Annotated in this window: 16 protein-coding genes; 9 read left to right on the top strand and 7 right to left on the bottom strand. The window is 63.3% G+C overall.

Features of this window, described 5'->3' with window-relative positions; all coding sequences use genetic code 11:
* The first annotated feature begins 13 nt into the window (after positions 1–13).
* The 3 genes from RG19_RS00690 to arsB are packed head-to-tail and all read left to right on the top strand — an operon-like array spanning position 14 to position 1,939.
* Positions 14–337, top strand: coding sequence for an ArsR/SmtB family transcription factor (locus tag RG19_RS00690; protein WP_058833581.1), 324 nt, complete (start codon positions 14–16; stop codon positions 335–337).
* A gap of 55 nt (positions 338–392) precedes the next feature.
* The gene (locus RG19_RS00685) at positions 393–884 is read left to right on the top strand and encodes an arsenate reductase ArsC (protein ID WP_058833580.1); all 492 of its coding nucleotides are present in this window, start codon (positions 393–395) and stop codon (positions 882–884) included.
* Positions 881–1,939, top strand: a complete 1,059-nt coding sequence (gene arsB / locus RG19_RS00680) for an ACR3 family arsenite efflux transporter (RefSeq protein WP_058833579.1) — start codon at positions 881–883, stop codon at positions 1,937–1,939. The genes RG19_RS00685 and arsB overlap by 4 nt, the downstream gene beginning before the upstream one ends.
* A gap of 297 nt (positions 1,940–2,236) precedes the next feature.
* On the opposite strand, the gene RG19_RS00675 is transcribed toward arsB, so the two are convergent.
* Together RG19_RS00675 and RG19_RS00670 are read right to left on the bottom strand one after the other, a co-directional pair.
* Positions 2,237–3,055, bottom strand: coding sequence for an IS3 family transposase (locus RG19_RS00675; RefSeq protein WP_157515113.1), 819 nt, complete (start codon positions 3,053–3,055; stop codon positions 2,237–2,239).
* A 35-nt stretch (positions 3,056–3,090) separates the two neighbouring features.
* Positions 3,091–3,369 carry a DUF1153 domain-containing protein gene (locus tag RG19_RS00670; RefSeq protein WP_058833577.1) on the bottom strand — a complete coding sequence of 93 codons (279 nt, stop codon included), beginning with the start codon at positions 3,367–3,369 and terminating at the stop codon, positions 3,091–3,093.
* Between the two features lie 47 nt (positions 3,370–3,416).
* On the opposite strand from RG19_RS00670, the gene RG19_RS17075 reads away from it, so the two are divergent.
* Together RG19_RS17075 and RG19_RS00665 are read left to right on the top strand one after the other, a co-directional pair.
* Positions 3,417–3,641, top strand: a complete 225-nt coding sequence (locus RG19_RS17075; RefSeq protein WP_082672391.1) for a transposase — start codon at positions 3,417–3,419, stop codon at positions 3,639–3,641.
* Between the two features lie 275 nt (positions 3,642–3,916).
* Positions 3,917–4,540, top strand: coding sequence for a GntR family transcriptional regulator (locus RG19_RS00665; protein WP_058833576.1), 624 nt, complete (start codon positions 3,917–3,919; stop codon positions 4,538–4,540).
* Between the two features lie 304 nt (positions 4,541–4,844).
* On the opposite strand, the gene RG19_RS17470 is transcribed toward RG19_RS00665, so the two are convergent.
* The 3 genes from RG19_RS17470 to RG19_RS17465 all read right to left on the bottom strand — a co-directional run bounded on the left by RG19_RS17470 (position 4,845) and on the right by RG19_RS17465 (position 11,727).
* The gene (locus RG19_RS17470) at positions 4,845–5,315 is read right to left on the bottom strand and encodes a hypothetical protein (RefSeq protein WP_157515112.1); all 471 of its coding nucleotides are present in this window, start codon (positions 5,313–5,315) and stop codon (positions 4,845–4,847) included.
* Positions 5,316–5,344: 29 nt separating this feature from the next.
* Entirely contained in the window at positions 5,345–6,370 is a 1,026-nt protein-coding gene (locus tag RG19_RS17070) for an RHS repeat-associated core domain-containing protein (protein WP_157515111.1), read from the bottom strand.
* 4,889 nt (positions 6,371–11,259) lie between these two features.
* Entirely contained in the window at positions 11,260–11,727 is a 468-nt protein-coding gene (locus RG19_RS17465; protein ID WP_157515109.1) for a hypothetical protein, read from the bottom strand.
* A gap of 918 nt (positions 11,728–12,645) precedes the next feature.
* On the opposite strand from RG19_RS17465, the gene RG19_RS17460 reads away from it, so the two are divergent.
* The 3 genes from RG19_RS17460 to RG19_RS00650 all read left to right on the top strand — a co-directional run bounded on the left by RG19_RS17460 (position 12,646) and on the right by RG19_RS00650 (position 15,267).
* On the top strand, positions 12,646–12,789 hold the full coding sequence (locus tag RG19_RS17460) for a hypothetical protein (RefSeq protein WP_157515108.1): 144 nt from the start codon (positions 12,646–12,648) through the stop codon (positions 12,787–12,789).
* A 67-nt stretch (positions 12,790–12,856) separates the two neighbouring features.
* Positions 12,857–13,513, top strand: a complete 657-nt coding sequence (locus RG19_RS00655) for a lasso peptide biosynthesis B2 protein (RefSeq protein WP_058833574.1) — start codon at positions 12,857–12,859, stop codon at positions 13,511–13,513.
* Positions 13,513–15,267, top strand: a complete 1,755-nt coding sequence (locus RG19_RS00650; RefSeq protein ID WP_058833573.1) for an asparagine synthase-related protein — start codon at positions 13,513–13,515, stop codon at positions 15,265–15,267. Before RG19_RS00655 ends, RG19_RS00650 begins: the two co-directional genes overlap by 1 nt.
* 17 nt (positions 15,268–15,284) lie before the next feature.
* On the opposite strand, the gene RG19_RS00645 is transcribed toward RG19_RS00650, so the two are convergent.
* Both RG19_RS00645 and RG19_RS00640 read right to left on the bottom strand, forming a co-directional pair.
* The gene (locus tag RG19_RS00645; RefSeq protein WP_157515107.1) at positions 15,285–17,360 is read right to left on the bottom strand and encodes an Atxe2 family lasso peptide isopeptidase; all 2,076 of its coding nucleotides are present in this window, start codon (positions 17,358–17,360) and stop codon (positions 15,285–15,287) included.
* Positions 17,361–17,444: 84 nt separating this feature from the next.
* Complete coding sequence (locus RG19_RS00640) at positions 17,445–19,838, bottom strand: TonB-dependent receptor plug domain-containing protein (RefSeq protein WP_238376562.1); 2,394 nt, start codon at positions 19,836–19,838, stop codon at positions 17,445–17,447.
* 346 nt (positions 19,839–20,184) lie between these two features.
* On the opposite strand from RG19_RS00640, the gene RG19_RS00635 reads away from it, so the two are divergent.
* Complete coding sequence (locus RG19_RS00635) at positions 20,185–20,514, top strand: helix-turn-helix domain-containing protein (RefSeq protein ID WP_082672390.1); 330 nt, start codon at positions 20,185–20,187, stop codon at positions 20,512–20,514.
* Positions 20,515–20,660: the final 146 nt, after the last annotated feature.

Here is a 20,660-nt window from a genome sequence, read left to right as displayed (position 1 = left end):
CTATTCTAGAAACATGGAACATGAAAACGCAACGCACGCGCTCGCGGCCCTCGGCCACGGGACCCGCCTGTCCGTCTTCCGCCTCCTGGTCCAGGCCGGCCGGGGCGGCCGGTTGGCGGGAGACCTCGCACAAGCCCTGTCGCTCCCAGGCGCCACACTGTCCTTCCACCTGAAGGCGCTGGGCGCAGCCGGCCTGATCACCGCCGAGCAGAACGGCCGGACGATCCGCTACCGCGCCGATTTCGACGCGATGAACGCATTGGTCGGCTACCTGACCGAGAACTGCTGCGCCGACGACGCCACCCGTTGCGCGACCCCCACCGCCTGCCCCCCGTGACCGGCAGACCCGCCCGCCGCGAAGACATCCCACACACCCGACCATGGACCTACCCATGACCAGACGCGTCCTGTTCTTGTGCACGGGCAATTCCGCGCGCAGCATCCTGGCCGAATCCACGCTGCGCGCGTGGGGCGTCGGCCGCTATGAAAGCTTCAGTGCCGGCAGCCGGCCCGCGGGCACGGTCCATCCGTCCGCCATCGCCCAGTTGGAACACGAGGGCTTTCCCACCGACGGATTGCGCAGCAAGTCCTGGGACGAATTCGCCCCGGAGCAGGCGGCGGCCATGGATCTCGTGGTGACGGTCTGCGACAGCGCCGCCGCGGAGGCCTGCCCGGTCATCCACGGCGATTTCGTGCGCGTGCACTGGGGGCTGTTCGATCCCGCCGCGGTGTCCGGCAGCGACGCCGACAAGCGCGCGGCGTTCGCACAGGCCCACGCGATCATCAAAGAGCGCCTGCGTGTCTTCCTGGAGATCCGCGACGACACCTGGCACGACCGGACGGCGCTCAAGGCGCTGCTCGAACCGATCGCGGCGGTCGAGTGAACACCGCCGCGCCCCGACGGTTGTCGTTCCTCGATCGCTACCTGACCGTGTGGATCTTCGCCGCGATGGCGGCGGGCGTAGCACTGGGTACGCTGTTCAAGGGCCTGCCGGACGCCCTCGACGCCATGTCCTGGGGCAGCACCAACATCCCCATCGCGATCGGCCTGATCCTGATGATGTACCCACCGCTGGCGAAGGTCCGCTACGCGGAGCTGCCCAACGTGTTCCGCGACAGGCGTGTGCTGGCCCTGTCGCTGGTGCAGAACTGGCTCATCGGACCGTGCCTGATGTTCGCGCTGGCAGCGGTGTTCCTGCGCGACCAGCCGGAATACATGACCGGCCTGATCCTGATCGGCCTGGCACGGTGCATCGCCATGGTCCTGGTCTGGAACCAGCTGGCGCGCGGCGACGACCAGTACGTCGCGGGGCTGGTGGCATTCAACTCGGTGTTCCAGATCGTGTTCTTCAGCGCCTACGCCTGGTTCTTCCTGAGCTGGCTGCCGCCGCTGTTCGGGCTGTCGGCCAGCGTCGTCGACATCGAGACGTGGACGATCGCCGAAGCCGTGCTGATCTACCTGGGCATCCCGTTTCTCGGCGGCCTGCTCACCCGGCGGTGGTTGACGCGGCGCAAGGGCGAGGCCTGGTATGCGGACACCTTCCTGCCAGCCGTCAGTCCGATCACGCTCGCCGCCCTGCTGTTCACCATCGTGGCGATGTTCGCGCTCAAGGGCGGCGACGTGGTACGCCTGCCGATGGACGCGGTCCGCATCGCGATCCCGCTGACCCTGTACTTCGTGATCCAGTTCGCCATCAGCTTCTGGATGGGCCGGCTGATCGCGAAGGACTATCCGCGCACCACGGCCATCGCCTTCACCGCCGCGGGCAACAACTTCGAACTGGCCATCGCAGTGGCGATCGCCGCATTCGGGCTCGCCTCGCCGGTGGCATTCGCCGCCGTCATCGGCCCGCTCGTGGAAGTGCCGGTGCTGATCCTGCTGGTGCACGTCGCCCTGCGATGGGGCCGACGCTGGCCGGACGCGGCTACGGCACGATAGGCGGCTCCTGCTGCCGCCATATCCCGCCACCGATTGTCCGCATCCTGCACACGACCCGGGCCGCTCATCGCCCGGAAGCTGAGCCTGGCGACGCACCCACGGAGGCGCGTGTCGTCACTTCGCCAGTCCCGGCCACAGGCACGCGCCCCCGGCATGCGGCGGCGTTCGCAGCGACTCATCGCGGCAACACGGTCTCGTAGGGCAGCGTCCCCGCGCGCGCGATCGCGCGTTGCTCGACCTCGCCGAACGGCAAGTCGAGCGCCAGGAACTGTAATGACCCAGCACTTCCTGCACAGGTCAGGCCGCTAAAGCGTATGCCTCGGCGGGTGTTTTCATGCCCAGCGCCTGGTGCGGCCGCCGGTGGTTATAGAACTGGATCCAGTCGCTGATCACGCGCATTGCATGCTGTTGGCTTTCGAAGCGATGGCGGTGGGCGCATTGCTCCTTCAGTGTGCGGATGACGCGTTCCACCATGCCGTTCTGCTGTGGACAGTGCGGCGTGATGAACTCCTGCCGCAGGCCATAGCTGCGCACCAGGCGCGTGTAGTGGCGGCTGGTAAAGACCAATCCGTTATCCGAGCGCAGCAGGAACGGTTCGCGAACGCGGCCGAGCGTGCCGAAGCGCGTGATCAACGCCTGCTCCAGAGCCGCTGCGGCCGTCGTCGCACGGCCGGTTCGCGACAAGTGCCAGCCCAGCAGTTGTCGGGTGTGGCAGTCGATCACCAGCGCCAAGGTGAGCCAGCCGTCGCGGCCGCCCCAGATCCGGCACAGATCGGTCGCCCAACGCTGGTTCGGCGCCGACGCCACCGAGAGCAGTGCCTGGATGCGGGGACGCATGCCCACAGCGCGCTTGCGCACCTGCCAGCCCATCAACTGGAAGATCCGCTGCACCGTGTTCTTGTTCATGCCCAGCAAGCCGGCGACCGTGCGATAGCCGAATGCCGGCTCGGCCTCGATCAACTGCTTGATCGGGTCGGCCAGCTCCGGCCGCACCACCGGTGCCGCCTTCACTGGCCGGTAGTAGACCGTCCGACGCGGCACGCCGAACCAGCGGCACAACTGCGACATCGAGACCGCCACGCCGTCACTGCGCAGTCCCTGCTGGATCGTGACCATCAGGTCTCGTCCTTGCCCAGCAGGGACGCCAATTTCTATCGGGCACGCAGCTCCAGCATCGCCTCGCCATACGCCTCCTGCAGATCCTTGAGCTGCCGCTCGTACTGCTCGCGCACGTCCTCCGGCTTGGCGCGCAGCGCGTTCTCCATCCCGCGCTTGCCGTCATCGACCCAACTCTCGATCTCTGATGGCGGCAAGTCGAACTGGCGACCCGCCTCCGACACAGTGGTCTTGCCCTGGATGATCTCCAGCACCAGCGCCGACTTTCGGCGTGCTGTCCAACGCTTGATCTCTTCTTCCATTACCGCGCTCATCGGTGTCTCCTCGAAAAGGTTACACCTGAGCAGGAAATCACTGGGTCATTACAAAAGTCACGTTTCACCGAAGACAAATCGTCCGGATCCTCCGGGAGACCGAGGCGGGAGCCAAGGTTGCCGAGACCTACCGCAAGCACGGGATCAGCGAGCCGACGTATTACGCGTGGAAAGACAAGCACAGCAGTATGGAGATGTCGCAGTTGCGCTGGAGTCCGAAGCGACCCTCCCGCTTGGCCCCCGAACGTCGGCGTTATGAAACGACGCTTTAATAGCTGAACTCGCTAGTAGATTTTAGTTTGCTACGCCTGATCCAAGCGCCTATACCGAGCAAACCGCTCATAAACCGAAAGCGGCGGCGGTCCCGCGATGGTGACGCCCGTCGCGATCGGCGACCTGTCGGAAAATTCCTACACCCCGTAGCGGCATGACCCGACACGCTCGGCCCGAGGGCGCGAAGACGATGAAGCCCTGATCCCTCTCCCAACATCGAAGCGCCACTTCGCGCACCGTGGCGAGTCGGCGCTCTCGGACCCGGACATCCGCCATGACCGCTTCCCACTCCAAGAGCCAACGGGTGTACCGGCTGGTGCGCCGGGCGATACAGTCCGGTCGCTTCCTCCCCGGCCAGCGGATCGACCCCGCCACGCTGGCCGACGAACTCGCCACCAGCGACATGCCGGCCCGGCTCGCGCTGTACCGGCTCGTCGGCAAGGGCCTGCTGGACCACCACGTGCGCGGCGGCATGTATCTCCCGCTGCCCACCGAGATCGCACTGCGCGACCGCTACGACTGGATGCGGCGCCTGCTCGACATGGCCTGCGACATCGGCCCGGCGCCCTTCCGCCTGGAGACCCGGCAGATCGAAATCGGCCACGACGACGTGATCAAGCAGACATGGCAAGTGTTCGACGCCATTGCCCGCGCGACCGGCCACGCCTCGCTGCACGACGAACTCAAACGCTGCAACGACTGGCTCGCCCCGATCCGCCGGGCCAAGCACCATCTGATCGACGATACCTTCGGCGAGCTGGTCCGTCTCAACCGGCATTGGCAACAGCGCGACCTGCCTCGGTTGAAGCGCGCCCTGCGGGATTACCACGAGCGACGCACGGCGTTGGTGCCCTGCATCGTGGCGACGCTGAAGGAGCAGGCCGAACGGCTCGGCTGAGACTTCGTGACAGCGCGACCGCCCGTTACACCAAATAAACACGAACCCCTTTTCGGCGCCAGGGCGATCAACGTGACTAGGGATCGCTCTCCTTGTCAGAGTGACTTTCCTTGCAGGCATCGACTCGACAAGAAACAACACGTCGATATTTTATCCCAAAAACCTACTCCAGAAGCGACAATGCAAATTGTCGCAAGCAAATAGGTTCGCTAGTCGAATAATATTTCAACCACAGCACCACGTGATACTAGATCATGAGATCTTCCACGCATGGGAGCAGATTTACCATGCTCTCTAAAAATAATTATCTCTCTTCAAGCACATGCGGGCCAGCAATCCCGCTATCTAAGTATTCAAGCACTTGCGGGATTTTATCCAACGCCTTCTTCACATTATATTCAAATGCATCGACTTTATTGATCTGCCACCACTTGGCACCCCACCACTTATACCTTTGCAACTCACCCATACTTTTCCAAACCAATGCGCCCGCCCTGACCCATTCATGCGGCGGATTCGTTTCCTTTGTGCCAAACAGAATTTGAAATCTCTTTCGGTAGTATTTATCAAACCCAATGTAGATAAAGTCTGTTTTTCCAGAAGGCAGATGACGCTCCAAGTTCAACGCATATGCAGGCGGGTCAATAGAATCAAATGCCTTTCTCTCTAATCTGAACCCGTTTTCAAGAGGAATTGATGTCAACACGATAGCGGATCTAATTAAAGATTGCTCCATCCCTCCCCCTAACGCACTCCATCTTTCAAACGACCTCATTTGGCTTGCCTTAGACATTATCGACCTCACTATTCATCTTTCTTCCGCAATTGGCCTACAGCAGCACTACCAGCACCTCCAGTGACGGCACCAAAAACCGCACCAGATTTTGCGACATCACCCATTGTTGTTCTGGAGACCGTGAACGCAGATCCCAACTGTGAACTTAAATCTCTCTGCGCCCCTGTCAGCCCCGCCGTGTTGAATTTCGCCTCTACCACCTTTACGGATCCATCCCGACCCCGCACAACGAAATCGGGCACGGCCCTCGCCCCACGACCCGTGACCTGACCTAATGCTGCAACCCTACCAGCCGGCACTTGGGAAGCGATAACTCGCTCCCCTCTTACTGCAATTCCTATTTGTGCAACTGCTTCTCCGATCCGACCTTTTGTTCCATTCGAGAGAAGCCCCACAGCTGCACGAGCGGCTGAAGCGCCACCAATACCTCCGGCCGCCAAAATTCCTCCTTCGACCATTCCGGAGGCTGCTTGCGCCCCAATTTGATTGTGCTGCGCTTCTACGCCCGCCACCTGTGCTGAGCTAAATCCGGAATACACATACCTCCGATCCATTACAGATTGAGATTGACGCCCATCAGGATCATTGAATAGATAGGGATTTCCAGTCGCGTACCGATACCGATTAAAATGCGCTACGGAATCATCATAGGCCGATACCGGGTCCACGCTCAGAAACACTCCGAGCACCGAATCGTAATAGCGCTGCTGCATGTATACGAGCCCCGTCGCAGCATCTTGCACATGGCCCGTATAGCCCGGTCCATCCTGCACCGCCGGCGTGAGCTGCGCACCGTACGGTTCATACTCCCGCCGCTCGATCACGTTCCGGTTCGCGTCCGTCACCGCCACCACGCTGCCTAGCGCATCAGTGTGCACATACCTAATAGTGGTCTGCGCACGGGCCTCCGTGATGGATAGAAGCAGGACAGCGCAAAAAGTCAGCAAGAGCAAAAGAAACGGAGCGGTCACCTCGCGAATACGGAGCGACGCGGTCAAGGTGAGCATCATGTGATAACTCATCGAAGCCTTCATGGCGTGCCTCCGAATTTCGCGCTTGATTCGATCTCCAACTGCGGCTCGTTAGCGGAATGCGGGACCGGGCACCCACCCGGTCCTGGACAGACCGGTGGAGGAGGAAGACGGAGGACGTTGACTGTCACAATATTCGAGTAGGGCCCACAACCTACGGCATTACACGCATGAACCCGATAGGAATAGATGCCCGTCGGCGGGAACATTCTTAGGCTAAGCCCGTTTATTTGCCCTCCTGCTGTCCAGTTACCTCCGTCCAAACGATGTTCAAGTCGATAGTGCGTTGCTGCAGCGACGGCTGTCCAGCTCACTGTGAATTCGGTCGCGGAGGCTGACGGCGCTGATACAACAGGGGCGGAACTCGGCGGAAGCGTGACATTCGTTGTCCTCGACTCGGAGTAAGCAGAGCAGCCCGCGACATTGCATGCGCGAACCTGATGCTCATAGCTCCCTGTCACGAGTCCTGACAGAGACAGACTCCGGTTGGGGGTCGTCGAAAGCGCTTGCCACCCCCCCTGGTTGAACCGCCGCCGCACCTCATAGCTCGAAGCTGCCGCAACCGCAGACCAGCTGATAGTCGCCGAAGACGTGTTGATTGAGGCCGGCGCAGTGAGAGCAGGCTGTCCCACTGGAGCGCGTACGACGGTGACGGTGTGCGTTCCCGAGAATCCGGTACACCCCGCGGCATTGCAGGCACGCACTCTGTGGCGCCAGGCTCCAGCGGCCTGATTGGACGCAGACCAGCTGGTAGCGGACGTATTCTGAGCCGCGTCCCAGCGAGTGCCATCCGCACTCCGTTGCAACTCGTACCTCGTGGCAGTTTGGATCGACGTCCAAGTGATCGCATAAGACCCGGTGTGGTTGCTTGTCGGACCTGAGATGGTGGGAGCCGAAGCCGGCACGACGACTACCGTGACGTTGGCAACTCCCGACCACTGGGAGCATCCGGCACCGTTGCAGGCACGAATCCTATATCCATACGTGCCAGCCCCCCTTCCGCTGAACGCTCTGGCGAGCACCGCCGAATTCTGCACAGGTGTCCATGCTCCGCTTCCAATTCTCTCCTCAAGCTCGTACCGGTTCGCGGAAAGCACCTGGTTCCAGCTGACGGTGTAACTTCCTCCCAAGGCCGTAGCTGGCGCGGTCGGTAGCGGAGATGCTTGTGGCGGCAGCATCACGGCAATGGTGGCGACTTGACTCCACGCACCGCACGTCGCTGATGCACTGCAAGCTCGCACGCGATAGGAGAGCAATCCCGCAGCGCGCCCCGAGACGGCTGCAGACGTCTGCGGTGCGTTGTGGATCCGAGCCCACGCACTGCTTCCAGCCCGCTCCTCCAGCTCGTAACGAGAGGCTCCCGCGACGGCACTCCATCTGACCGTATATCGATTTACGTCACTGAACTGAGGCAATGTCAGGCTTGGGGACGCCAGTTGGATAATCTGCTCGATCTGAGCGACCTGCGCCCCCGAAAGGTAGACATGCTCTCGGGTAACTGCACCGTGCTCATCACGCTGGTATCGCAGGACTCCGTCATGCCCGTACATCGAGTAGATGCTCAAACCGTTGCGCAGTGACTGGACCCGCCGGCCATGCCCATCGTAGCGATAGGACTCCACCCCCCTGACTTCCCGGAGGCGGTTGCCCGCATCGAAGACATAGGATCGGCCATCCCTGTTGCCAATATTTCCCCGGGAGTCGTAGGTGAGCGACGACAACGTCGCTCCCCCGGCACTCCTGACTTCACTAAGCCGATTCGCTGCGTCGTACCGGTAGCTGTGTTGCCGTACACGCGGCCCGCCGCTTACGCTGACAGAACGAAGATTATCCAAGGCGTCGTACCCATACGTCGCCGCCCCAAAGGCGGAGGAATTCACACGTGTCAGGCGATCGGCCTCGTCATAGTTCATTGTCCGGTCACCACGGCGCGAGGGAAGGCCATCACTGATCCCCACGACGTTGCCATGACCGTCATAGTCGAAGCTGTCATCGTAAGCCACTGAACTGCCGAAGGCATCACGAATGCGTTCCGGAAAAAATCGAGAATTCAGATTTACCGTCCGTACGATCCCATTGCCATAGGTAAATCGTTTTAGCCTACCGTCAGGGAAGTAGCTCGCCCCGTATGCAAACGTACCGGCCCTTGTTGCCTGGCCCAGCGCATTTGGCGCGTAATCAACCACTCTGTTCGAAACTGGATAAACCTGCGTCGCCAAGTGACCGTTTCCATCGAATCCATAACCCAGCCCCCAAGCTACGTCACCAACGCCCATCGCCTCCCCGGTAACCATTCCCAACTTATTACGGGTATAAACCGTCGTCGCCACTCCGGAACCGCCATTGGCAACGACCATCTGTGCGACGTGGCCGGTGGGCGTATAGTCGTACTTGGTATTACCCAAACCGTCTGGAAACAGTAGTGATTGAATACGATGTCGGGCGTCGTAGACCCGTCGGGTGCGCTCGGCAACAGGGACGTCTGCGGTGTTGCAGCCTGCCGTGGAGGTCAGGGGCGATCCCGATCTTGTCCAAGATACGTTTCCCGCACTGTCATAAGCGACAATGGTCGCGCCTGTCTCCGGCTCCACGCTCTTGCACAATTGCTGAAAATTATCGTAGACATAATTCCGCACGAGTGAAGTCGTTGCAGACGCGTCACGACGCGAGATCCGGGTAGGCTTTCCAAATATATCTCGCTCCACTTCCGTGACGACACCGCCCGGATGATCGATTCTCGTAGGGTAATCGGTCGTCGGCTGGTGCCAACCCAAGAATCGCGTGGTAGTGCGCAACCCCTTCGGCGTGGTGACACGCTCGAGGAAGCCAGGCAAGTATTCCGTTACGGTCGTCAGGGGTCCCAGTTCACTATCCTGTGTCGTCGACGTTGCCCTGCCAATCGCATCGTACTCGATCCAGATTCCAGTTGATGCATTGCTCCTGTCGGAGGGATAAGCAGCGAAGGTCGTGCGTCCACCATGATCGTACGAGTAGCGCCGGAACCTCTGCGTCCCCGCGATATCCCCAGCGTCGAACTCGTGAGTGAGAACCGGCCTCCACAGTGCATCAAAATACGATACGGTACGGGCGTTACCTCGGCTCGTCGTACGCCGCCAGTGTTGACCTCCCAGGCCGAACTCGGCGTTCGTCACCTGTTCGAACGTATGGACCGTATCATTCCATACCGTTGTGTCACCTGTCGGCCATTTGATGCGGCTGACACGCCCCATAGGGTCGTAAGAATATGAGGTCGTATGGCCTGACTCATCGGTAACGGAAGCGATCCGCCCTTCATTGTTGACGACCGACCGCAACATTGCGCCCGAGGACGCTTCAGGCGTTGCCGGAAACTGTATCAGCTGAGGAATTCCACGCCTCCAGTCCGAGAACCGCGTCGTGTTGTTGTTGCCATCCGTAACGGATTGGACTGTGCCGTCCGGGTTCCATCGAAGTGTCTGCGCCAGCCGGCCAAACGAGTAGATCGACTCCGGCATACCGCTAGAATTGAACGTTGTCCGGGAGACGGCACGACCATTCATGGACTCGTTCGCAATGCTGCCCAACACCCAACGAGGTACGTTGTCGTAGTAACTCATCGACACGGCCTGTTCCGAAGCGGGCTGGTCCGAACGCCCCCTGCGCATTTGGGTCGGGCGTGCCAGGCCATCAAGCGCCACCAGACGATTCCGAAACGAAACACCTGAAACATGAGTTATCGACTCCCTGAGAGGGATAATGTAGCCGATAGCGACATTGTCGAGCCGCGAACTACCGGGCCGACCGATCCGGAGAGGGAAACCACTGAAGTCACCGTCTCCCGGCAAGACATAATCATTTTCCACTGACTTGAGGATCGCGACACTCCCCGATCCATTGATCGACCCGCTGTCGTGACGTAGCAGCAAGCCATCGTTGTATTGAAACCACGCACCAAACTGGTACCTGTCGTAGGTACCACCAGGACCAACGACCCGTGTCTCTGTGAATTTAGGACACGCAAGGGAACTACTACCCGGACAGTTCTCCTCGAACGCCAATCCAGATCCACCTATTCCGAATTGATAGTCCCATCGCATAGGGCTCAAGCCCGGGCCGGTGACGACCCTATTACGAATCGTGAATGAATCGTTGAAATTGGGTATCGTCAGGAACTGATACGATGTACTCGGGCCGGCCATATCCAGAAAGCTATTGCAAAGCTTGGGGATATTGTGCCGGAAGTGACGCTGAATCCCGAAGTTGAACTCTCCTCGCGCACCCGAAGGGTGGGTGATGGCAATACCGAATTCTCCACTGGAAAGAGGTGGAGCCGGACAGAGCGGCTGCCCCATATATACTGGAAGATCCGCCGTTGGTTCGATGTGCAGGGCACCGGTTGTCTCGTAAACCCACCGACTACCGTCTGGACGAATAACCCGAGCTCCATTGGTGAGGTACTGATAATTCCACAGGCCAACGCTCGACTGAATCTGCGTATAGCGGCCACCTGAGTATCCAGATACTGTTATCGCACGACCATCGCTCGATGTGATCGATGCAAGCCTGTCTCCCGAATACTGATACGCGACGTAGTTTCCGTGGCGATCTTCGATTCGACTTACGAGAAAATAGACGATTGATCGGTCCACCGCCACGGAAGCCGAGTAGTTCCCCACGCGCTTGATGAGCCTAGGGTATGGCTTTGTGATCACGTGGTCGAGCCGATAAGACACTCCTTCCGGTGACGTAGCAATAAAAGCTTCGCCGGGATACCCGTTCCTAGTGGACGAAACGCAGGTAATCTTCCACAGGTCTTTCGTAACCTGATAGTAACCTGTGCCCGGAACCGCACTGGAGACATCGAACAACAGGGTCTGCTCTCCATATCCAGGCACGCTTAGTATGTTTCCGCCCTAATAATCGGCGGCAGCTATTCCATTACCCAGTCCTGGCGGCGCCCCGGGCTGCGTACAACGCGCATTCGGATTACCCCCGGACACCTGCCATCCTGCGTTAGTAAAAACGCCTCGCATATGGGGTATCACGATGTCACCGCCGGCCCCGAAGCCACCAAGGCTACTATTTTGCGTTCGGCTTCGGTCTTCGACCTGAATCCTTCTAATTAACTGAACGGGAAGGGAATTATTTCCCTCGATGTCGATGTCGATATACGTGAAGCTTGTGTCGCCATTGCTCAGGCCAATCGCCTCACCGAACACCTCGCCCGTCAGTGGCTGGATATTCTGAGCGCGCTCCAATCGTTCAACGTACTTCTGATCATATCGAACCGACTGTGCGAACACGCCGTGCGAAGTGACGGTTAACGCCAGCGCCGCAGCCACTGTACACAGCGTCGTTTTTGCCGCTCCTAATTTACTCACTTACCACCGCGCCTGCTCTAGCCCCCGTAATTTTTCATGTTATTAAACGAAAAGTTAATTTGGCATAGGAAATCTCGGATTCTGATGTAGGGCTTTTCCTACAAAGGGACAATCCGACTTCCTCGCGAAGGTTTAAAACAGAGGCACCTAGCCCTGACCGGTCGAGCCACATCAACCAGATTGAAATACATTCCCCATCCATAGGCCACGCCAATTCACGAGCGGCTTTGCGCCACAGGTTCTCGCTCTAGCTACCGGCGACGAAGATCGTCAGTGTCGGCGTCTGCTTGCAGCCGCATTCGTCGCACAGGAAGCTGATGAGCGCCGCCCTGATCGTCGCCTCGGCGGCATCGGTCACCAAGGCGCCTTTCTCCTGACAGTTATGTTGCCGGCAGCCGGTCCTCAGCGTCAGCCCCGCATACGCGACCCAAGCTCTCTCTGCTGTCCCATCCGCGTTATCCGGAACGCTCATCGCAAGCATCAGCTGTTCGCCGAGGGGCGCATCCGGAGCGGATAACCACCTCGTGCATCGCCAAAGTGGGCGCTAACCGCAGCGGAGACATCGATATTCTTGGTCGCCTGTTCCGGGGCAGCCGCCTCATCCGCTCGGGATGGGCTGCCTCGTCGAGAGGTACAACCGCACAGCACCGCAATCGAGAATGCGAGGAGCAGACTCCTACCCGCCCCCAACGGACACTTCGCCGCGCCCAGCGATGCGAAGCGCTTCTCCCTGATATGGCCCTCGTAAGGCGAACTTCGCTCGCGGTGAGGTGCTACAACCGCATTCGACACGCAACCCCGATCACAAAACGTGGCGATCTTCCGATGATCGCCGGAAGATCATTTGAAGATCGGAAAACCGGCCTCCTACGCTGACCTCGTCATGGGACGTCCATGACATCACGCAAGGAGACTGACATGAACGCGAACGAGAACATCCGCAACGAAGTGCAGGACGGCGACGTCGTCGAGCTCGGCGTGGCCAGCGTCGAGACCAGGGGGATGCTGCCGGAAGGAGACGAGGAGTTCGGCCGCATCGTCGGTGTCGGCATCACCGAGTGACCGACCCGGCAAGGGGCGCACCGCCACGTGCGCCCCTCCCTGTACCGACCCACGCGGAGCCGCTGCCGTGAACCTCTACGAAGCACGCAATGATCTGTCGTTCTGCCGCATCGATGGTCATGTGGTCTTTCTGGATGTCGGGCACGACAGGTACTTCAGGCTCTCGAGCAGGCTTGAGGCCGCATTCGAGGCACACCTGGAAGGTGCCGAAGTGAGCAAGGCCGATCTCGCACACCTGGTCGAGCAGGGCGTGCTGCATCGTGCATCGGCACCTGCACAGTGGGAGCGTCACCAAGTGGCGACGGCGATGCGCAGCGCTCTGGAACTTCCCTCAGCGCCTTCACGGGTTGGGCCGCGTCTCGTCCTGGACGTGTGCGCCGTCGTGTATCGCACCCACCGCTGGCTGAAGGCGCGGCGTCTCAAAGCGCTCCTCGCGCCCCTGGCGCAACGCACGCGATCAGCGGCGGTCGCCGCCGAGGGCGAATTGATCGCCGCGACACGCCAGTTCCTGGCAGCACGGAAGTTCGTGCCGATCGAGACGTGCTGCCTGCTCGACTCGATCTCGCTCCTGACGTTCCTCGCACGCAGAGATCTGTTCGCACACATGGTCATCGGCGTCACCCACGCCCCCTTCACGGCGCATTGCTGGGTCCAGGCGCAGGACCTGATTCTCAACGATGCGTTGGGCAATACGCGTGCGTTCTCGGTGATACGGGTGGTCTGATGAGCGCCGCCTACATCGTGCTGATCGACGGCGCCACACGGTCGACCCCGCCGGACCCGATGAGCCACGAGTTCGTTCTGGATGCGATCGACATGCCGCTCAAGGCCTCCATCGGTGCCGCGCGCGTGTTCACCAGCAGGCAGACACCCACGCTTCGGTTTCCAGGCGGCGGCCTGCTCATCGGCGACCTGTACAGGCGCGACGGGCACCCGGTGTTCGACGGAGACATGTTGTCGAACATCCCCGCCGGCGCCGCCGCCTTGCGTCGCCACATCATCGAACACTGCTGGGGCGATTACGTCCTGGTGCTGCCAGGCGACGACGATTCGATCGCGGTCGGCGTGACCCGAAGCCCCTCCCCCGCATGCGATCTCCAATGTGTCCACGCGGTTCGCGATGGTCGCGGATTCGTCACATCCGACATCGGGCTCGCGGGGCGACTCGGCCTGCACGAGCAACACGTGGACTTCGATGCCATCGCGCATCGCCTGACGTATCCCAGCCTGAAGACGAGCCGGACCGCGCTGCACGGGGTGGCGGAGCTGCTGCCGGGCGAGACGATGCACGTCCGCGCCCGAAGCACGGATCTTCGACAGGACTGGAGTCCTTGGCACTTCGTCGGCCCCGCTGCACGGTATCGGGATATGCACGAGGCCACGGACGCCATTCGTTCGGCGATCAAAGGTGTCGTCGCTGCATGGGCCGACAGAGACGGGGCGCTCCTGCTCGAACTGTCCGGCGGCCTGGACTCCTCCATCATCGGCACCTGCCTCAGGAACACCCGGGCCAGAGTCACCTGCAGCACGCTGACGACGTCCGTGCCGGGCGCCGACGAACGCGAGTACGCATCGCTCGTCGCCCACTTGCTGGGCGTCGAACCACACGCCACCGAACTCCAGTACGAGGACGCGCTGTTCGAGTTTCCCCTGCCGGCACAACTCCTGACGCCGATCATCGGCCCCCTCCAGTATGTGATCGATCAGACCATGCAGCGCTGTGCCGAACGGGCGGGCGCCGAGAGCCACTACACCGGCGCCGGCGGCGATACGGTGTTCTGCTATCTAACCAACGCGGCGCCGGCGGCCGACGCATTCCGTGCCGCGGGCCTCCGTACCGGCCTGCGGGCGATCCAGGACATATCGCAGTTCCATCAGTGCACGTACTGGCAAGCCGGACGCCTTGCATGGCGGCAGTTACTCGCGCCGCCTGGTCCGCTCCACGACGTGGATCGAACATTGCTGTCGGCTCGCGCCCCGTTCCCCGAGCCCGGGCGTCATCCGTGGCTGGACGCCCCCACCGACGCGCTGTCCGGAGATCGACAGCGCGTCTTCGGGCTCACCACCACACAGTTCTATCGCGACGGCACCACGCGTGGCCTCGGCCGCCGGCTCCGGATGCCGTTGTTGTCCCAGCCGGTGATCGAAGCCTGCCTGCGTGCACCCAGCTGGATGTGGTTCACCGGCGGGCAGAATCGCGCGCTCGCCCGCAACGCGTTCGCGGACGTGCTGCCGCCGGCGATCCTGGCTCGGAGGAGCAAGGGTTCGTTCACCGCGTACCTCGGCGCCCTGCTCCGCAGGAAGAAGGCGCGCATGCTCGAGTTCCTGCTCGACGGCGAACTGCATGCCAGGGGATTCGTCGATGCCCAGGCACTGCGCGGGATCGCACACGGAACGGTCACCCGTGACCCGATCATAAGAATTCTCCAGCTCTGCGCGACCGAGAACTGGCTCCGCCAACGCCTTACTTCGCCATAGGCACGGCGCATTGGAAATCATTCGTGGTGGCCGGGCCGCATCGAGCGCCAATGCGCGTACTGCGCCGCCTTGTCGGGATCCACGTCCTCGATGCCCTGAAGCCAGTACCTGAACCAGTCCAGGTTGCGCTCGTACACGGCCAGCTTGTGACGGGGCTGGAACTTCTGGTGCGGCTCGTGGGCGAACACATAGGCATCTGCCCGCCGTGCCCGGATCAGCGGCGCCAGATACTCCACGGCGTACCTGAACTCCTGCTCCGACAGCTGCATCAGGAGAGGCGCCTCGAATCGGTCCAGGTTGAACGACGGCGACAGCTGCCGCCACCGTTCCGGCGTTTCGTCTGGGGCGCCCAGCTGCCAGAAGCGGTCCAGTCTGGAGAAGTGCACGTCTTCCCAGAGGCTGAAGCCCAGGCGCCAGCCCGGGGCTGCCACCGGGCTGCTGACCGATGCCGCCTTCAGCACGCCCGAGGTCATCGCCGTCCACATCGTCACGCCCGCGCCCAGGCTCAGCCCACCCATGCCGACGCGTTCGCGGTCGATGTCGCCCCGCGCACTCAGGAGATCGACGCCGCTCTCCACCGCATGGCGCGCATCTTCATACCGTGCGACGGCATCCGTCCGACTCGGAGCCGCGTTGATGCAGAGCGCCGCGATGCCCTGCCGTGCCAGCGTGGCCAGCGGCCACTCATCGCCGACGCCTCCGCGCAGGAAGCCCGAGCACCGGTAGTAGACGACGAACAACGGCGCAGGCCCCTCCCCCGTCCCGGAGGCGGGAAAGAACTGCCCGGTGAACGCGACGCCGCGTGCATCCGTCCAGCGCAGCGCCTGCACGGCAGTTCCCTCGGCCATGTCGCGGTCGAGGGCGGCGTTCGGTTCGAACAGGACGGTTCGCGCGCCGGTGTCCAGATCGATCCGCTCCAGCCGTGGCGGCCGATCCGCCTCGGCGGCCACGCACACCAACGCCTCGGAGGCCACCCCGCATGGCCCCGGCACCCACCGCCCGCCGCCGCCGAGATCACCGCGCGCGGCGACGACGGGCAGCACCCGACCGGTCGCCACGTTCCAGCGATGGATCGCCTGCCCGCCCCCGTGCTCGGGATCGGCCACCGTGAACACCACCTCGTCGCTGCCCGGTCGCCACAGGATGTCGGTGATCGATGCGTCGCGGCAGGCGGGCGCATCACATCGCACCGGTCCCGCGGTCCCGGCAGCGGGCAGCATCGCCAGTTCCATGCCGCGCGTGGAGCGGGCCGCATGGTCCGAGTGCAGCAGAACGGCCACGCGCCCCGTATCGGGTGCCTCCGACAGCTTCGAGACACCCGCGAGGCCCGCGGCATGCTCGGAGGCCGCCGTGGCGCCGGCCGCGCCGCCGGAAACCGAAGCCGCGACCCGCCTCGTTGCCAGATCCACCGTCTTCCAGCGGTCGGGCGCATCGGACAGCAGCGGCCGGTAGTCCAATCCGCCACGGTCGACCAGTCGCTGGCTGGCCAGACGCCCTTCGTGATACCCGGAGCGGAACAAACCATCGCCGAGCGGCACCGCGCGATCGATATGGATACCCCGGTCGTATTCCTTCCATTCGGCGTCCACCACGGCCTCGCGCGGAGCGCCCACGCTGTAGCGCACCACCGTGCCGTCCTGGTTGAGCGAGAACGCCCGGACATTGGCCGCATCCCGCGTGACCGGCTCTGCGCGGGAGCCATCGACGGCGGCACGCCAGACATCGATCCGACCGTCGAGCAAGGCGCGATAGAAGATCCAACGCCCGTCGGGCGACCACACGGCCATCTCCGGCAGCGACACGCCACCTTGCCGCAGGGGCTCGCCGCCATCGGCCAGGCGGCGCGGCGGCGCCGTACCGTCCACCGGCTGCACGTACCAGACCGCATCGTAGGTATTGCGCTCGATGACCGCCTGCTCGGTGCGGAACGCGACCAGACGCCCATCCGGCGACACCGACACGCCGGAGACATCGACCACCTCGACCAACTGCCTGACGGTGGCCGCCTCGGCCCTGGTCACCGCCCCGGCCAACAGCGCAAGGCTCGCCAGAACCGCCACCGCCAGGCGGGGCCACACGACTTCGATGTACACACATCACCTCGTTCGATTTCGTTCGCTCGCGGCCGCTGCGCGCAGCGGCCTTCCCAGACGCAGCCCGGTTGCGGGGCGGGTGAGCTACCAGTGCTTCGACACGGATACGCTCACGAAGCGCCCGACCGCCGAATAGTTGGTGGAGTCGTACGGAGGGCGATCGATCGACGCCGCCGTGTAACGCGGCGGATCGCGATCGAGCAGGTTCTGCACCGACAGGGCGACCTCCGCTCCCGACAGCACCCCGGCGGGTTGACCCGCGGCGTACCGCCAGGCCGTATCGAAGGTAGTGAAGGAGGCGGTGCGCTCGCCGCGCAGCCTGTCGTCGACGCCGCCGGTGTAATTGGCGAACACCGACCCGGACACGCCACCGCGCTGCCACACGGTGCCCACCCGGCCGCTCAGACGGGCCGGATTGAACAGCGTGCCGGCGATGTCGTACGGCGCCTGGTCGGGGCTGTTCTGCTGGGTGCTGTCCAGCCAGCTGGCCGAGCCGCGCAGTGTCCAGGCGCCCGCTCCTGCATCGAAGCGGTACGCCGCCGAGAGATCCAGCCCGCGCACGCGCTGGCGTGCGGCGTTGACGTACTGCCCGTTGATCAGCGCCACCACGCGTTCCGGGTCATACGGTTGATTGGTGAAGTTGTAGAGCGTGCCGCCCACCGCGATGAGCCCGGCCTGCCGTTCGGCGGACGGCGCAAGCTCGATGAACTGCGCGTAGTGCGGCGTGAGCAGCGCACGGCCGTAATCGGTGATCGGTTCCACGACGCGATCGGTGTAGTCGATGTCGAACCACGTCAGCTCCGCCTCCAGGCCGGGCCACGCGGCCGGGTGAACCACGAGCGATGCCGCCCAGGTGGTCGCCCGCTCCGCGTCGAGATCCGGGGCGCCCCCGAAGCGGGCCAGCACCACGGCGTCCGGGCCGAGGCCGGCGCCCCCATAGAAGGACGCCGGATCCAGCACCGCATCCGTGCGCATGTAGCGCTGGAACAGCGTGGGCGCCTTGAACGAGCGGCCCCAGGAGCCTTTAAGCGTGATATCCGCGCTCGGGCCGTAGACCCAGCCCAGTTTGGGCGTGGTGACGCTGCCGAAAGTGTCGTAATCCTCCCCGCGCACCGCCATGTTGAAATCCAGCCGACGCAGCCCCGGCCGGCCGGTGGCCGGGCCCACCAGGGGCAGGTTGAGCTCCGCATACGCGAAGCGGACACGTTCGTCGCCGCGCACGGCCGTCGCGCCGGTGAGGTGGTTGTCCTCGCGGTACTCGTTCCTCCGGCCGCCGGCGCCCACGGCCAGCCGCGCGTCGCCGCCGGCCAACGCGAACAGCGGCCCCTCGGCCCCCACCTCGTAGGACGACGCCTCGTTGCAGAAGCAGCCCTGGATGACCGTCGTCGCGGCACCGGTCTCACGCACCACGCGGGCCTGGTTGCGCAGGTGCTCGCTGCGCCCCCGACTGGCGCCGGCCGAGAGCGTCCAATCGCCGGGCAGGAAGACATCCAGCCCCGGCGACACGAGGGACGTGGTGGTCTCCGGACGGAACCGGTTGTACCAGGGCTGGGTGCCCGTGTTTCCGGTGGAATAGGCCTGCTGCCGGCGCGTGCGGAGCGCATCCAGCCGCAGCTCGGCCGATGCGCCGATCGTCTGGTGGGCGCTCACCAGTGCGCTTTGCGATGCGACCTCGGGATAGAGCGTGGTCGGCGCCACCATGTGGGCGGTGTAGTGACGCTGGCGCGCTGGAACGGCATCGCCATCGACGTCCTTGTACGTGGCGATCAGCCCACCGCGCGCCCACGTGGTGCCCGCGGTGGCGGTGTACTCCCGGGTGCCCAGCCCGCCTTGCGTCGCCCCGCCGTAGCGCATGCCCACGGCGAGACCCTCGTAGTCCCGCTTCAGGATCACGTTGGCGACGCCACCCACCGCATCCGACCCGTAGATGGCCGACGCCCCGTCAGGCACCACGTCGATACGCGCGACGGCCTCGACCGGGATCGCCTCGATATCCACCGCCTGCGAGAACCCCCCGTAGGCCATGCGCCGGCCGTTGAGCAGCGTGAGCGTGGCATCCGGCCCGAGGCCGCGCAGATTCAACGCCGAGCCGCCGGTGACGTTCTGGTTGGCCAGCCCACCCGCACCTGTCGTGGCGCCGGCGGCGACCCCCGGGTTCTGCCCGCCGGAGAAGTTCTGCGGCAGGCTGCGGATCACCTCGCCCAGGTCGGTGAAGCCTTCGGCGCGGATGGCTTCCGAACCGATGGTGATCACCGGCGAAGGCGTGGTGCCGCCGCGGATGCGGGTGCCGGTGACCTGCACCGTGCCCAGTTGGACGGCGGTCGATGCGTCCTCGCGGGTTTCCACCGGCGGATCGGGCTCGCTTGCGCTGTCCACGGCCCGGGCCATCGCGCCGCCGAGCGGCAACCACGACATCACCGCGACGGCCAATGCATGGCGCGCGAGCCTGCGGGCCTCGGCGCGCCCACGCTGCCGCACGAGTGCACTCCCCGTCGGCGCTCGATGCCTGGACGGCACGATGGACGGCTCGATCGGCCTTGCGCACTCATGCGCGACGATCGAAGCCCTGGCTCCGTTACCGTCCGCGCACGGACCGGCCACGACCAACAGCGTGCTGCTCGACATGCAAAAACCTCCATGGGTGGTTCGGCCTCCCCGGCCGATCTGTGGCGCCGTCGTCGCCTGCTCGGGCTGTTCGGCCTGCGGGCCGATGGGTCGCCTGGCACACGTGCCGGCTGCGCCCTGGACCAAGCGAAACGAGAGTAATAAACAGTAGACTTATAATCTGTAGATTGCAACACAGTAGAGGCGCAGGCTTGGGGCCATGTCACCCGAGCCCTCGCCACCACCGGTTCGCAAGACCCGCTCGCACATCGCGGCGAACGTGCGGCGCCTGCGCAAGGCGAAGGGGCTGAGCCAGGAGGCACTGGGCGAGCAGGCCTCGTTCCACCGCACCTACGTGTCCCAGCTCGAGCGCTGCAAGACCAACATCTCCATCGACCGGCTCGAAGATCTCGCCGTGATCCTGGAGATCGAACTGGTCGACCTGATCCTGCAGCCACCGGCGGATACCGAGATCGTGCTGAAGGCGCCGGTCAAAAAGAGCGGCAAGAAGACGCAGAAAAAAGCGCGCAAGAAGGCGGCCAACGCCTAGGGTGAGACCTCACCCGGCTCCTCCTCGCACGCCCTCGACCATCCGGTCGCCTGCCTGGCCCCGGCACTCCGCATCTCGCACCTGCATTCGCGATATCGGGCACCGTTCGACATCTCCGTCCGCTCTCGAATGTAGATCTATAAACA

The organism is Luteimonas abyssi (assembly GCF_001482195.1).
In the GTDB taxonomy this organism is placed as follows: Bacteria; Pseudomonadota; Gammaproteobacteria; order Xanthomonadales; family Xanthomonadaceae; genus Luteimonas; species Luteimonas abyssi.
The sequence above is the reverse complement of the archived record's forward strand: the minus strand, read 5'-3'. Positions and strand labels throughout refer to the sequence as shown.

What these genes read in the sequence shown, in the direction of transcription:
- RG19_RS00690 (WP_058833581.1), top strand. Translation starts at nt 14, where the DNA reads ATGGAACATGAAAACGCAACGCACGCGCTCGCGGCCCTCGGCCACGGG.
- RG19_RS00685 (WP_058833580.1), top strand. Translation starts at nt 393, where the DNA reads ATGACCAGACGCGTCCTGTTCTTGTGCACGGGCAATTCCGCGCGCAGC.
- RG19_RS00675 (WP_157515113.1), bottom strand. Translation starts at nt 3,055, where the DNA reads ATGGTCACGATCCAGCAGGGACTGCGCAGTGACGGCGTGGCGGTCTCG.
- RG19_RS00670 (WP_058833577.1), bottom strand. Translation starts at nt 3,369, where the DNA reads ATGAGCGCGGTAATGGAAGAAGAGATCAAGCGTTGGACAGCACGCCGA.
- RG19_RS00665 (WP_058833576.1), top strand. Translation starts at nt 3,917, where the DNA reads ATGACCGCTTCCCACTCCAAGAGCCAACGGGTGTACCGGCTGGTGCGC.
- RG19_RS17470 (WP_157515112.1), bottom strand. Translation starts at nt 5,315, where the DNA reads ATGAGGTCGTTTGAAAGATGGAGTGCGTTAGGGGGAGGGATGGAGCAA.
- RG19_RS17070 (WP_157515111.1), bottom strand. Translation starts at nt 6,370, where the DNA reads ATGAAGGCTTCGATGAGTTATCACATGATGCTCACCTTGACCGCGTCG.
- RG19_RS17460 (WP_157515108.1), top strand. Translation starts at nt 12,646, where the DNA reads ATGAACGCGAACGAGAACATCCGCAACGAAGTGCAGGACGGCGACGTC.
- RG19_RS00650 (WP_058833573.1), top strand. Translation starts at nt 13,513, where the DNA reads ATGAGCGCCGCCTACATCGTGCTGATCGACGGCGCCACACGGTCGACC.
- RG19_RS00635 (WP_082672390.1), top strand. Translation starts at nt 20,185, where the DNA reads ATGTCACCCGAGCCCTCGCCACCACCGGTTCGCAAGACCCGCTCGCAC.